Below are 14,253 nucleotides of genomic sequence, written 5' to 3' on the forward strand. Positions count from 1 at the left end.
ACGGCGGGGACCCCGTGCTGATGCACCTGAAAAAGCCTTGGCTGGTTTCTTGCGTTCAACGGGTCTTACAAAAGAAGAACTGGAATTACGTGAAACACCCAAGGGTAATTTTTACTATGCCCATATCGAAAAGCCCGGCCAAACGCTGATTGCTTTATTGGGTGAAGCGATACCGGCTATCATCAAGACTTTCCCTTGGCCAAAATCGATGCGCTGGGGTAATTTCTCTGCCAGCAGCGAATCTTTGCGTTGGGTCAGACCTTTAAAGGGTATTGTTGCCCTTATTGATGAACAACTTATTCCAATCGAATTGGACGGTATCACTTCAGGCACAGAAACGAAGGGGCATCCTTTCCATCATCCTGATGTCGTTACCCTTGCCAAGGCTTCGGATTATCCCGAAAAAATGGCCGCTGCTCATGTCATGATAGATTTTGATGCGCGGGTGCAGAAAATTACCGATGAGGCAAGAAAAGCTGCACAAAAGGCAGGCTTAACCTTGATCGAAGATGCCGCCTTGGCACAGGAAAATGCTGGGCTGACAGAATGGCCAGTGCCACTTCTTGGTCGCTTTGATGAGGCTTATTTGGCTGTGCCAAGAGAAGTCATCCAGCTCACAATGCGGACAAACCAGAAATATTTTGCCTGCACCGATCGCAACCAAGATTTGGCGGCTGTATTCATCTGTGTTGCTGATATGGAAGCGCAAGATGGCGGTAAAGAAATTACCCAAGGTAATGAAAAAGTGCTGTCTGCCCGTCTTGCTGATGCCCGCTTCTTCTGGGAACAGGATTTAAAAATCCCGCTTGAAAATTGGCTCCCAAGACTGGATTCCGTTCTTTTCTATGAAGGTATGGGATCGGTTGGCGACAAAGCGAAACGGATCGCCCATCTGTCCGGCTATATCGCTGACCAGATCGGTGCCGACCGGAAACAGGCCGAACGGGCAGGGCTCCTTGCCAAGGCTGATCTTGCCAGTAACATGGTAGGCGAATTTCCTGAATTACAGGGCGTTATGGGGGGCTATTATGCCAAAGCCGGCAATGAAGCGCCCGACGTGGTCTCCGCTGTCAGCGGGCAATATCAGGCCGAAGCCGGAGCCGGCGTTTCAGCCGCAGTTTCACTCGCTGATCGTATCGACAGCTTGGCCTGCTTCTTTGTCCGTAATATCCGCCCTACCGGATCAAAAGATCCTTTCGCTCTCCGTCGTGCTGCGGTTCAAATTATCCAGACCATTATTGCGCATCAATTGCGGCTGCCTTTAACGCCTTTATTTGAAAAAGCAGGGGCAGGCGACCAGATTGAAAGTTTGTTGGCCTTTATCACTGAACGGTTAAAGGTGCAGCAGCGTGAAGCCGGTATCCGCTATGATTTAATTGATGCCGTGCTGGCACTAGGGTACGAAGACGATGTTATTCGTCTTCTGGCAAGGGTGCAGGCGTTACAAAGCTTTATTGAAAGCGAAGATGGGAGTGATCTTCTGGCGGGCTATCGTCGGGCAGTCAATATCCTAAAGGGTAGCGAAGCCGCAGAAAAAGGCGAAATCAGTCAGGACAATATCGAACAGGCTGAACAGGATTTACAAAAGGCTCTTCAGGCGATAGAAACGCCCCTAGAACAGGCGTTGAAAGCTGAAGATTACGCCACCGCGATGACGGCATTGGCGAGCTTACGTCAGCCAATTGACCAGTTTTTTGATAAAGTGATCGTCAATCACGATAATACTGGCATCCGATCACGCCGCTTGGCGCTCTTAGAACAAATCCGCACAGCTATGCATCAGGTTGCTGATTTTTCAGTTGTTGAAGCTTTAACTATTGAAGCTTCGGGGCGTAAACGCTAAATACAATAGAGCTTACGCATTAAGGAAAGACGGTTCAGAATTTTGAACCGTCTTTTTTTATGTGTAATAATAATTGTTCTTTGTAAAAAAACACCAAATTTAAAAATAAAATCATTTTTCACAATGAAATAAAAATATTTCCAATTTGGATTATTTGATTCTAAAATCAGATATTATTTTAACGCGATTTATAGAATAGAGTATCTTTGATTTTATTTACTGAAATAGCCTTTTTAATATTGAATTTTGACTATAAAATATATGCATCTCATTTCTCATTTTAATAATTTTATTTCAAAGAAATAGACGATTCTTGATCCGCTTGTGATCCGAAAATGAAGCATCGCTTATGATTCATAAATCAAAGAGCCAGTCTTAAGACTGCCCTTCACCATTTTCACTTAATCGCGTGAACCATTTAACGACAGGTATAGCGCAAATAACAAGCATCAAAAAAGACGAAATGACACTGGATAATGCCGCTCCATTGATACCGGCCACGCGCATCATTCCATATAAGAATACAAAATAGCAGCCAATAATCGCGGTTCTAGCTTTAAGAACAAAGGATATCCGTTTCATCACTGTTAATAGCGGCTCAATCGGTACAAGGCAGATATCAAACAAAGCGCTACAAACCAGCAAAACCAAAATAGTTTTTTCACCCGGCCAGCTATAATGCAACATATAGGTAAAAAGACGTTCTCCAACCAAGACCGTCAGGAAAAACACCAATAGCGAAAAGCCCAAAATAAGACCGAATATCTTTAAGGTAACAAGGCGCATACCATGCCAATCGCCCTTATCCCGAAAGCGAATAAATTCAGGATATAGGGTCGGGATCATCATCTGTGCTGGCTTGGATAAACCGTTACTAATCTGGCGCGCGACCCGATAGACAGCGGCTTCCCCAGCCCCCAATGAACTACCAATAGCAAGGGTGCCACCCTGCTGGAAAACGGAATCTAGGATTTCATTAAAACTGACGCTTAAAGTGAATTTCCACATGCCTTCAACGGGTGTTTTTCCCTGAAATATTTTTCTTATCGGAAAGGCGCGTTTTGTATATTGGTGAAAGAGATAAATACCGGCGTAACTACAGGTGACAAAAAGCGTGAATTGCGTCAGGCACCATATAAACAAAAAATACCCCAAAGGCATATGAAGCCAATAACCAATGCCACAACCTCCGGTTCTGACGCAGGTCGTAATAAACTCATAAATAGTGACCAATTTAAAGCGGTTACACAGCCGTAACATACCCGTTGACCAGCCGATATTCATAAAAAGTATAATCAGCATACAAAGCAAGGCATCCGGCTTGACTTCGGCAGGCCATCCCAATCTTGAGGTGCCTAAAATCAGGATGCCGCCTAACCCTACCAACATACCTATCGCCGCACTGAAAAAATCGGCTCTGATACAAAAGGCAAGGACATCATCAAATTGGTTAAAATCTTTTTCCTGAAAGGCTTTTGAACCGTAATGCAGCAAGGTCTGCCATGACTGAAAACGGGTGATATCCGAAATCAGGGTAGCAAAAGTCGTAATCAAAAGCATGACACCAAACAGGTTCAATCCCAATGTCTGGGATGTCCATGCGACATAGACAAAACTGCAAACCGCATTCAAAACGCGGCCTGTAATCAAAATGCCGGTATTGCCAATGATACGGGAAAAGACAGATCGGGATTTCTGGGGCATGATATCCAAACAGGCATCACTGACAGAAAGGCAGTCAAAGGTCAGTCTTGCCTTAATAAAAAGGGTCTTTTGATAGCCCATCTTTTAAAGAAGGCTATCTCATAAGCAATATCTATATTGTTAATAACGGTATCGCTTATAATAGATCATATTTTCAAAATAGGCTGAAAGCATATCGATGGGTATCAGAAAAGATCTATGGAAAATTTTCCTTGTAAAACAGCCTATCACCGAAATTTTGGAATCTTCTAAAATTGATGGCGAAATACTCGATATTACCCGCGATTTGAATTTTTATTGCTTTTCTGCGGATCCCTTTGGCTTCGAAAAAGACAATAGTCTTTATGTTTTTTCTGAATATTATGATTACAGGAGCCGTAAAGGAGTCATTGAATGTCAAAACTTTAATAAAGAATTACAGCTTCTTTCTCAAAAAACGGTGCTTTCCGAAGATTGGCATCTATCTTATCCCTATGTTTTTGAAGCCGATAACCAAATCTATATGCTGCCGGAGGCTTCCCGTAATCATAAACTGACGTTTTATCATGCCATATCTTTTCCTGATCATTGGGAACGGCTCTGCGATATAAATTTGGGGGGCGATATCGCTATTGATGCTACGCCGGTTTTCCATGAGGGCATGTGGTGGTTATTCTATATGTCCGGCTCTGCCAAAGCCCGTAAGAAGCAAGAACTCCATGCCGCCTATGCTCATGCACTAACCGGAAAATGGACAGTTTATAAACATAATCCAGTCATTGAAGGTTTTGCCTATAGCCGACCGGGGGGAAGTGCTATTCTCAATAAAGAGGGCAAATTAGTCCTGCCGGTTCAAGATTGTGTGACAACCTATGGCCGTGCTATCCGATCTTTATTATTCGACCATTTAAGTCCTGATTTAATACAATGCTCGGTTGGAAAAGCGATCGATATTCCGGCTTCTTTGTCACCCTATATAGAGGGGATGCATACCCTATCCGCTATCGGGGATATGACTCTTATTGACGCAAAGAAAACCGATCTTTCATTAAAAGGCATCGGGTTACAAATTATAAGAGAATTCAAAAAATAAACCTCATACAGGCTATGATTGTCTGTATGAGGCCTATTCAATAGAAATTAGCGGAAGCGATCAGGGCGATAGCGCGTCGGATCAACCTCTGCCATCCAGTCAGGCAGCTCTTCTCCTAATAACAGGCAAGCCGCCAACATTGATCCCGCAACGGAGGTCTGAATACCAAAACCACCTTGTCCGGCACACCAAAAGAAGCCTTCTGCTAATGGATCAGCGCCATAGACAGGGGCTCGATCAGGTGAAAAGCTGCGTAATCCAGCCCAGCAGCGTTCTACCTTTTCAATTTTCCAGTCGGCGGCTTTGCTAAAACGATCAATAGCCAAGGCGATATCGATTTCTTCCGGCGCGACATCTGCCGGAGCTTGGGCGTGTTCATCATGAGGGGTCAACCAAATACGATTACCGTCTTCCGGCTTGAAATAGAAACGGGTTAAGGCATCCATGATCAACGGCATTTCTGCCGGTGGGGTAGGGGAAACCTGCAACTGAATCATGGTGCGACGATAGGGCGTAATGACAATGGGCAAAGCCCCTGCCAAAGCGGCCACTTCGCTCGCCCATGCACCCGCTGCATTGACAACCCGTTTGGCTTTAAATTCATCGCGTGTTGTTTTGATCTGCCAATAACCATCTAGACGTTTAAGGCCTGTCACGCGATTATAGGTTTTTAAATGGGTGCCACTTTTTTGGGCAATGGATAAAAAATGGGCATGCAAAGCACCGACGTCGATATCTTCGCAACTGCCTTCTTTTAAACCATGATCCCAGCCTTCTTTCAGGCGACCACCCGTCGCTTCGATGTCATTACGATCAAGAGGCGTTAAAACAACTGACGTATCGGCAAAATTGTCTTGTAATTGTTTTAAGGCTTCCAGACCGTCTTTATCGGCAACATGGGCGATCCCGCGCGGCGACAAAAATCCACCGGCCTTCAATTTCGGGCCCGTTGCACTCGTAAGCGGCTGAACAGCAGGGCCCCCATAGGTTTCTGACCAAAAGGCCGCCGATCTTCCTGTTGCATGATAACCGGGGGCAGATTCTGCCTCCAATAGTAAGATATTGGCCTTATCTCCAAGCATAGCTGCCAAACCAGCGCCGGCAATTCCGCTTCCGATAATGGCGATATCGAAAATTTCTGACATTCTTTTCTCCATCTCGACCATTCGGACGGGATATGTGATTCCAGCCTGATCTTAAAAAATCGGCTGTCGATCTCATATCTCGACAAACAAGGGTTTCATTGCCATCTTGGAGTAAAAATAGGAAGGAAAGTTATTATTCTCGAATAGCTATTCACTTAAAAAACAGCCTCTGCCCATTAGAATGGCGCAGACTTCAATCGCTTGTTATGATAAGAAATTTTCAAAAATAAGCGATAAAATAGATTAAAAATTCAAAAAATATGTTAAATTTTTATTTAAATTTTATATCATATCTCGGAAATATTAAAAAATTATTAAAAAGAGCAGAAATATCTAATTTTTTATAAATTGTGCTATATTTACAGTGCAGTTGAGCCACAGTTTGATGTTTTTCTATAAAAGTAAAGTGAGAATCCCCTTATAAATATAGAAAATATATCAATCTTTAGTTAGAAACTTTTCATTCGGATAAGGGGATAAAAATCAGACAATGACATGGGGCAAGCTTGATATCGGCTTGACGAGGGGGAAGAAGACCTTTGCATATGCATTGGGGGGATGCTTTTTATCTTTTTTCCTTCAGCCGATGGCGATAGCTGCACCTGCATCGCTTATTGGACCACCACGTCCTGAAGTTTCTTCCAGCCGTGGTTTGCAGCCGGTTCGGGTTATGCACAGCCGCCATTCCGAATCGAAAGAGGGCAATCGCCTTTTGGGGCGGGTCAGCAGTAACGCGCCGATTGGCTCTTTTACGCCTTCTATCGGTGATCCACGGTTGGCCGCTGCCTTTGCCCAATCTTCGAATAATGGCTTGTCATCTGGTTTCCAATTTACGCCCTCTTCGGTTCCGGGGCATAAGCGGGCTGTCACCGTTGCCGTTCGGACGCATATCCTTCCTCCGACCGGCGAGAAAAACGGAACGCCCCAGAGCTTAAGTATTTCTCCGAATACCGCTTACAATATGGGGGCATCCCTCAGCTGGAAAGAATTCACGCTGAACGGTGATGTTGGTCATATCAATGATGGTCCCATTATAGGCGGTCGTGATGCTTTTGATGTCGGGGTGAATTATACCCACCACAATTGGTCAACACGGTTACAGATGAATGCTGCCCATAATAGCGGTGAAAGGGCAAACGCCATCGGGGATAATAGCAATTATTCTCTTGATGTCGCTGGCTCTTATATGATTAACCATCGCTTCCAGATTTCCGGTGGCCTTCGTTATACGATGCAACGGAATAGCCATATTGCGCCTTCTGCCCCTGATGTCCAAAGGGATGGGCAAGCTGTTTATCTGGGTACCAGTTTTAATTTCTGATATATTCTAAGCTGTTCAAAAGAGCAGAATAACCAATAAGGGAGTTTTTCCTTTGAAAGTGGCGCTGGGGCAATTTGCTGTTCAGCCTGATTGGCATGAAAATCTCGACATTTGTTTTGACTTGATCAAACGTGCAGCAGGAAAAGAAGCTGACCTGCTTGTGTTCCCAGAAGGTATTCTGGCACAGGATATGGCTGATCCCGATCTTATCCCTAAAACGGCACAACCGCTAGATGGGGCTTTTATTACGCGTTTGGCAGCGGAAACTCTGAAATATCCTACATTGACGATTGCAGGCTGCTTGCCCATCCCCGATGGGAAAGACCGATTTTATAACACGCTTTTAGTCATTAAAAATGGGCAGATCATTGCCCAATATCGGAAATTGCATCTTTACGATGCCTTTTCTCACCAAGAATCCCGATCAATTACCGCCGGCGACAGTCTGCCTCCTTTAGTCGAAATCGCCGGATTCAAGGTTGGCTTGATGATCTGTTATGATCTCCGCTTTCCCGAATTGGCCAGACGCCTTGTGTTGGAAGGTGCGGATGCGCTTATTCTGCCCGCAGCTTGGGTCAAAGGTTCAGGGAAAGAAGCGCATTGGGATATTCTGGTCAAGGCCAGAGCCTTAGAAAATACCTGCTATATGATTGCGGTCGGGGAATGTGGTCAACGCAATATCGGAAATAGCATGGTTGTTGATCCGCTAGGCGTTGCCATTGCAAGGGCAGGGGAGGAACCCGCCCTGATTATGGCTGAACTCTTCCATAAACGTATTGCACATGCACGGGACATTTTGCCTGTGCTGCATAATCGCCGTTTTTTGCCACCCAAATTTATCTAAGGTCAGAAAACGGGATAGGACGCTTTTTTCCCTTGGAAAATATCCTTCATCACGATGGTCGAAGTCAATTTCTTGACACAAGACAGGGAAGATAACTGTTCATCATATAATTTCTGAAAAGAAGACAGATCCTTCGTAATGATGTGAAGGATATAGTCAGGCGTCCCGAATAATCTTTCCGCACTGATGACTTCGGGAATCGTCAATAAAGCATCTTCAAATATTTGAACGAGTTGTTTGTTACTTTCGGATAAGGTCACAAAAACAATCGCCGAAAAGGTCAGACCCAGCTTTCTGTAATCAATGCAGGCACGATAACCCTGTATCGCACCAGATTTTTCCAAAGCATGCACGCGCCTGTGACAAGGAGAGAGGCTAAGACCGATTCTGTCAGCCAATTCGGTCAGTGTTAGGCGAGCATCACTTTGTAGTTCAGCAAGTATTTTTCGGTCTATTTGATCCATGTGAAAAAATATACCTCACAATCTCGCTAACAAGCAATAAATTAGAAAGATATTGCGCTCTGTCAGGGATATTATCCCGTCTAACAGCGGTTAAGGGGAATTTTCTCGCTTCAATAGTCCTCTTGCCCCTGAAATTTTTCAAAATATTCGGATGGTCTTTTTTCAAGGTATTTCACCTTGGATCTCAAGGAGATAAAAATATGCCAATAGAAATATTGGTTGCTTTTTGGGCTGTTTCTGTTCTTTTTGTTGTGATTCCGGGGGCTGATTGGGCATATGTCCTTTCTGTTGGAACCAATCATAAATCGATTGTCGCTGCCGTTTTCGGCTTGGTGCTGGGCTATGTTGCAGCGACTATTCTTGTCGCTATCGGTGCGGCTGCCTTAATTGCCAAAACGCCTTTTGCTTTGGACTTTCTCACTTGCGCAGGCGCTATTTACCTTTTCCTTTTAGGCATTGGCTTGTTGCGCCATCCGCCTGTCTTACAAGGTGAGGATATCTCCGTTGCCAAAAAAGCCAGCTATAGTCAGTGGATTAAAAAAGGCTTTTGTGTCAGCGGGTTAAATCCCAAAATGTTTTTATTTTTTCTGATGTTCTTACCGCAATTTACATCGGCAAAGGCCGACTGGCCTTTTTCAATTCAGATTTTGGCCTTAGGTATCGTCCATACCTTCAATTGTGGCAGCATCTATTTACTGATCGGCTTTCTGGCGCGGGCTTTACTCAAAAAATACCCCCATATCAATCTGGCACTCAGTCGTTTTTCCGCCGTTTCCATGATGACAATATCCATCATCCTGTTGGTAGAACGGTATATTCTTGGTGAAATGTAACGCGCCTCAAAAAGGAATATCGGAATATCCCAATTCTCAAGATTTTTTGGTAAAAAACTTTTCTCCAAAGGTCTAACTGTTTTGATGACGCGCGTTAAAAGAACACGCCTTATAAAATAAATGCGCTATTTTGATGAAAACGCCATAGGAAACAGGGCAAAATGCGCTATGGAGTAGGAAGGCCTTGGCTCATCGACAGCCTCGCCTGACATAACATCCGGTTCTATTAACATAGGCTCTTCGGATACTATCCTTCATATTCGATATAGGTTTCATCCTATATCCGGTTGAAAATTTTTGGAAACAGTCGCTTGATGCGTTCTTCCTCTTGCTAGGAATAGAAGAGCATTTATAAGCAAAGCGGTCATACCGCCATTATTCTTGGGGATTGTTATTTTATGCCTTGTCGCCGCTTTTTGACTCTTTTTATGGCTGTTGCCATTTTACCTTTGGCTGCTTGTGGACATGGTAAGCAAAAGAAAGTTGCGGGTATGGCACCTTCAAGAGTAACCACCATCGGTATCAATGCGTATATCTGGCGGGCAGCCTTGGAAACTTTTTCCTTTATGCCCCTGATTCAAACCGATGCGAATGGCGGTGTTATTATTACCGATTGGTATGTTAATCCGGCCAGTCCTAATGAACGGATGCGGGTGGCTGTTGCTATTTTCGGAGATGATCTTCGCGCTGATGCCTTACGGGTTTCTGCATCCCGCCAGATATTGCGGGAAGGTGTCTGGATCGATAATCCTGTAGATGCCAGCACGATACAAAAACTGGAAGATGTTGTGCTGACCCGTGCCCGCGATCTCCGTCGGACAGCTATGTCCGGTGAATAAGAAAAGGTTTTCGATTGATGAGTGAGTCTGGTTTTTCCCAGCGTTTTAATCCGCATGTAGTTGATGGCCGCTGGCAAAAAAAATGGGAAGAAAGCGGCTGCTTCCACGCGAAAGACAATTCAGACCGGCCACATAGTTATATTCTCGAAATGTTTCCATATCCTTCTGGACGGATTCATATGGGGCATGTCCGTAACTATACCATGGGCGATGTGCTGGCGCGTTATTACCGAATGAAAGGCCACGAAGTCCTGCACCCGATGGGGTGGGATGCTTTCGGTATGCCGGCTGAAAACGCCGCGATGGAACGGAAAATTCATCCGCGCGAATGGACGATGTCCAATATTGCGGCTATGCGGGAACAGTTAAAACGCATTGGTTTTGCTATCGACTGGAGCCGTGAACTCGCAACCTGCGAACCTTCCTATTATGGCCAAGAGCAAGCCTTGTTCCTTGACCTTTACAAAGCTGGCCTCGTTTATCGCAAAGAATCTGCAGTTAACTGGGATCCCATCGATAATACAGTGCTCGCCAATGAACAGGTGATTGATGGTCGCGGCTGGCGTTCTGGTGCTTTAGTCGAAAGAAAAAAACTCAATCAGTGGTTCTTAAAGATCACTGAATTTGCAGACGATCTTCTTGATGGCCTGAAAGACCTTGATCAATGGCCTGAAAAAGTCCGCTCGATGCAGGAAAACTGGATCGGTCGTAGTCAGGGCATGCAGTTCCATTTCAATTTTGAAGTGGCACCGGAAGGCTTTAACAAAATCGAAGTCTTTACCACGCGTCCTGATACGCTTTTTGGTGCCAGCTTTGTCGCTATTGCTTGTGACCATCCGATCGCCAAAGCCTTGGCAGAAAAAACGGCAGGTCTTCCCGAATTTATCGCCGATTGCCAGAAAATGGGTACCGCGGCGGAAGATATCGAAACGGCCGAGAAAAAAGGCTTCGATACAGGTCTGTCACTTGTTCATCCGCTGAATCCTGAATTGAAGTTGCCGCTTTTTGTCGCCAATTTTGTCCTGATGGATTACGGCACCGGTGCGGTTTTCGGTTGCCCTGCCCATGACCAGCGTGATCTTGATTTTGCGCTGAAATATAACCTGCCGGTTAAACGGGTCGTTGCGCCTTCCGAGGCTGAAAGCAACGAAGCCATTGGCGATAAAGCTGACACCCGCGCGGGCATCATGGTCAATTCGGATTTCCTGAATGGTCTTTCCAGCGAAGAGGCCAAAAAGACGGTCATTGCTCGTGCTGAAAAAGAAGGCTGGGGTAAAGGCACCACGGTTTTCCGGTTAAGAGATTGGGGCGTTTCTCGTCAGCGCTATTGGGGTACCCCAATCCCGATTATCCATTGCGATAGCTGCGGTGCGGTTCCGGTTCCCAAAGATCAATTGCCGGTTACCTTACCTGATGACATCAATTTCGATAAACCGGGTAATCCGCTGGAACGCCATCCGACGTGGAAGAATGTCACTTGCCCGAAATGTGGTAAGCCTGCCCGTCGGGAAACGGATACGCTCGATACTTTCGTCGATTCTTCATGGTATTTTATTCGTTTCGCCAGTCAGCCAGATGACAAACCCTTTGATAAAGCAACCGCTGAAAAATGGTTGCCGGTCGGGCAGTATATTGGTGGCGTAGAACATGCCATTTTGCATCTTCTTTATGCCCGTTTCTGGACGCGTGCCTTACAGTCTATTGGACGGCTTGATATCAAAGAGCCTTTCACTGGTCTGTTCACTCAAGGCATGGTAACCCATGAAACTTATAAAGACCCCGAAGGTCATTGGCTGTCCCCTGAACAGATTCATAAAGATGAAGCGGGTATCTTCTTAACAGAATCCGGCAAAAAAGTGACTGTCGGCCGCGTTGAAAAGATGTCCAAATCGAAAAAGAACGTAGTCGAACCTGCGCCTATTCTCGACCAATATGGGGCGGATGCCGTGCGTTGGTTCATGCTTTCCGACAGCCCGCCCGAACGCGATCTGGCTTGGACAGAAGCAGGCATTGAAGGTTGCTGGCGCTTTATGCAGCGTTTGTGGCGTGTCGCTGCTATTGCAGGTGAAGAGGCTTCCTCTGAAATCGACAAGGATTTACAGCATCGCCTCCATTGCTCGATAAAAGAAGTTGGCGAAGCCATCGAAGGCCTGTCTTTCAATAAAGCTATCGCCAAGATTCACGATCTGGTCAATGCAATCGAAAAAGCCAAGGCTTCAGCAACCCGCAAAGAAGCCTCTTTGACTTTATTCCGCTTGGTTGCTCCGATGGTGCCGCATCTTTCTGAAGAGGCATGGCAACTTCTTAAAAAAGAAGGTTTTGTTGCCGAAGCCAGTTGGCCTGAATTTGATCCGGCACTGACGGTCGAGGACGAAATAACTATTGCCGTTCAGGTCAATGGTAAATTAAGGGATACCTTAACCGTCGCTCGGGATCTGCCCAAAGATGAAGCTGAAAAATTAGCATTGGCTTCAGAAAAAGTGATTAAAATGTTGGAAGGCCGATCACCCAAAAAAGTGATTGTTGTGCCTAACCGACTAGTCAATATTGTCGCGTAAAGGCCTGAATAATGGATTTTAGCAAACCGTCCAGATTAGCACTCCTATTGTTTCTTTGTATGCCACTTCCTGCTTGTGGCCTGCATCCTCTTTACAAGGGAGGCAAATCTGGGCCGGTTGCTAAAACCCTAGGTGCCGTCCATGTCGCGTCGATCCCCGGCAAACCGGGCTATTTGTTACATGGGGCGTTGCAAGACCGACTTATGCCTGAAAATGGTCTGCGTCCTCGTTATCAATTAGAAGTTGAAGTTGACGATCGCATCGAAGGTTTGGGTGTCAGACGAGATAACACGGTCAACCGTGAAAGACGGACATTGCGGGCTCGCTATCGTTTGATTGATCTTCGCGATAATCAGGTCGTTGTTGATGCTACGGCTTCATCGGATTCTGGTATTGACGTGGTCAGTTCCGAATATGCAACCATCGCGGCAGAAGATACCGCGCTTCAGCAGATCACTGAAAATGTGGCCGATCAGATTGTTACCCATTTGGCACTTTACGCCGAAAGGCGCGACAAAGCTGATCATCTTCCGAATGCGGCTACGCCAGCCCCCTCTGAAACGCCTCATAATCAGGCGGTTCAAGCCGTCAAACCGCAAAATATTTCCTAAAGAAAGTTAGTGAAAAGTAACCGCTCACAAATTGATGCTGCCATTGCGGCTATTGGCCGCGGGCAGAATGCTGTTATTCTTCTCTATGGGCCCGATATCGCGCAATCTCGTGCTATCGCTGACCAAATGAACCGCTTTCCTGAAATTGAAAAAATAGAAATTTCAGGGGCGGTAATCAAAAATGATCCGGCTATTTTGACGGATGAAGCTGCGGCGATTTCTCTTTTTAGTGCCGCTCGTTATCTTCGGGTAGAAGCGAGTGGTGACGAAATTCTGTCTGCGCTTCAATTATTGATAGATATTCCAGCCATCAATAATTCAGTAATTATCGTCACGGGTAATCTCAAACGAGAATCCAAGCTTCTGAAACTGGCTTTGGCTGATAAAAAGATATTGGCCTGTGCGAGTTATCTTCCCGAAGGGGAAAATGCCAACCGTCTGGTTATGGCACTTGGAGAAGAAAAAGGCCTACGGATCAGGCCGGATATCGCACAAAAGCTGGCGATATATGCAGAAAATAATCGGGCATTACTGGTCTCTGAAATTGAAAAATATGCCCTCTATCTCAATAGTGACAAAAATAACCCTCAAGAATTGACCCATGAGGTTATCAGTTTGATTGGGGCTGATAACAATGAAGGCAATTTGGCACGCTTAACCGGAATATTCTTTTCAAAAAATATAGCATTTCTTGAGCAAGAATTAGCAAGCCTTTCGGATGTCGGGATTGAACCGATCCTGCTTATTCGGGTTTTGTTACGTCGAGCCTTACTGCTGGCTGATTTGGCTGGATTACTGTCAAAAGGGCTTTCGATTCAAAAGGTCATCGAATCTGCTGGCCGAAAAATTTTTTGGAAAGAAAAGGGCGAAATCGCCAAAGCGTTATCCCTCTGGCGTATTCATCAAATCAACCAACTTATTACTTTTCTGGTTTCTCTGGAATGTCAGATAAAACAGGGAAAGATGATTGGGGCATTTTATGTGGAACAGCAATTATTGCTATTGATAAGCCGTCTTTC

12 protein-coding genes are annotated in these 14,253 nt (G+C 45.3%); 9 read left to right on the forward strand and 3 right to left on the reverse strand.

Annotated elements, in window-relative coordinates:
• Positions 1-1,843: glycine--tRNA ligase subunit beta (gene glyS, locus LDL18_RS02440; protein ID WP_296506780.1), on the forward strand; the 1,843-nt coding region annotated here is incomplete at its 5' end.
• A gap of 375 nt (positions 1,844-2,218) precedes the next feature.
• On the opposite strand, the gene LDL18_RS02445 is transcribed toward glyS, so the two are convergent.
• Positions 2,219-3,628, reverse strand: a complete 1,410-nt coding sequence (locus LDL18_RS02445; protein ID WP_296506783.1) for an oligosaccharide flippase family protein — start codon at positions 3,626-3,628, stop codon at positions 2,219-2,221.
• A gap of 97 nt (positions 3,629-3,725) precedes the next feature.
• On the opposite strand from LDL18_RS02445, the gene LDL18_RS02450 reads away from it, so the two are divergent.
• Entirely contained in the window at positions 3,726-4,619 is an 894-nt protein-coding gene (locus LDL18_RS02450) for a hypothetical protein (RefSeq protein WP_296506785.1), read from the forward strand.
• Between the two features lie 47 nt (positions 4,620-4,666).
• Here LDL18_RS02450 and LDL18_RS02455 read toward each other — a convergent pair whose 3' ends face one another.
• Positions 4,667-5,764: an FAD-binding oxidoreductase gene (locus tag LDL18_RS02455; protein ID WP_296506787.1), complete on the reverse strand. Its 1,098-nt coding sequence runs from the start codon at positions 5,762-5,764 to the stop codon at positions 4,667-4,669.
• A gap of 490 nt (positions 5,765-6,254) precedes the next feature.
• Between LDL18_RS02455 and LDL18_RS02460 the strand changes: the two genes are divergently transcribed.
• Both LDL18_RS02460 and LDL18_RS02465 read left to right on the forward strand, forming a co-directional pair.
• Positions 6,255-7,085, forward strand: coding sequence for a porin (locus LDL18_RS02460; RefSeq protein WP_296506789.1), 831 nt, complete (start codon positions 6,255-6,257; stop codon positions 7,083-7,085).
• Positions 7,086-7,143: 58 nt separating this feature from the next.
• Positions 7,144-7,929, forward strand: a complete 786-nt coding sequence (locus LDL18_RS02465) for a deaminated glutathione amidase (protein ID WP_296506803.1) — start codon at positions 7,144-7,146, stop codon at positions 7,927-7,929.
• A 2-nt stretch (positions 7,930-7,931) separates the two neighbouring features.
• On the opposite strand, the gene LDL18_RS02470 is transcribed toward LDL18_RS02465, so the two are convergent.
• Positions 7,932-8,393 carry an Lrp/AsnC family transcriptional regulator gene (locus LDL18_RS02470; protein ID WP_011241219.1) on the reverse strand — a complete coding sequence of 154 codons (462 nt, stop codon included), beginning with the start codon at positions 8,391-8,393 and terminating at the stop codon, positions 7,932-7,934.
• 200 nt (positions 8,394-8,593) lie between these two features.
• Between LDL18_RS02470 and LDL18_RS02475 the strand changes: the two genes are divergently transcribed.
• The 5 genes from LDL18_RS02475 to holA all read left to right on the forward strand — a co-directional run.
• The gene (locus LDL18_RS02475; protein WP_296506792.1) at positions 8,594-9,226 is read left to right on the forward strand and encodes a LysE family translocator; all 633 of its coding nucleotides are present in this window, start codon (positions 8,594-8,596) and stop codon (positions 9,224-9,226) included.
• Positions 9,227-9,624: 398 nt separating this feature from the next.
• The gene (locus LDL18_RS02480; protein ID WP_296506794.1) at positions 9,625-10,065 is read left to right on the forward strand and encodes a DUF3576 domain-containing protein; all 441 of its coding nucleotides are present in this window, start codon (positions 9,625-9,627) and stop codon (positions 10,063-10,065) included.
• Between the two features lie 17 nt (positions 10,066-10,082).
• Positions 10,083-12,623 (forward strand): leucine--tRNA ligase, encoded by a 2,541-nt coding sequence (leuS, locus tag LDL18_RS02485; RefSeq protein ID WP_296506796.1) that lies wholly within the window; start codon positions 10,083-10,085, stop codon positions 12,621-12,623.
• An 11-nt stretch (positions 12,624-12,634) separates the two neighbouring features.
• The gene (lptE, locus tag LDL18_RS02490; RefSeq protein WP_296506799.1) at positions 12,635-13,234 is read left to right on the forward strand and encodes an LPS assembly lipoprotein LptE; all 600 of its coding nucleotides are present in this window, start codon (positions 12,635-12,637) and stop codon (positions 13,232-13,234) included.
• A gap of 9 nt (positions 13,235-13,243) precedes the next feature.
• On the forward strand, positions 13,244-14,253 hold a 1,010-nt coding region (gene holA / locus LDL18_RS02495), incomplete at its 3' end, for a DNA polymerase III subunit delta (RefSeq protein WP_296506801.1).

Origin of the sequence: Zymomonas sp., assembly GCF_020216885.1 — a bacterium.
Classification (GTDB): Bacteria; Pseudomonadota; Alphaproteobacteria; order Sphingomonadales; family Sphingomonadaceae; genus Zymomonas.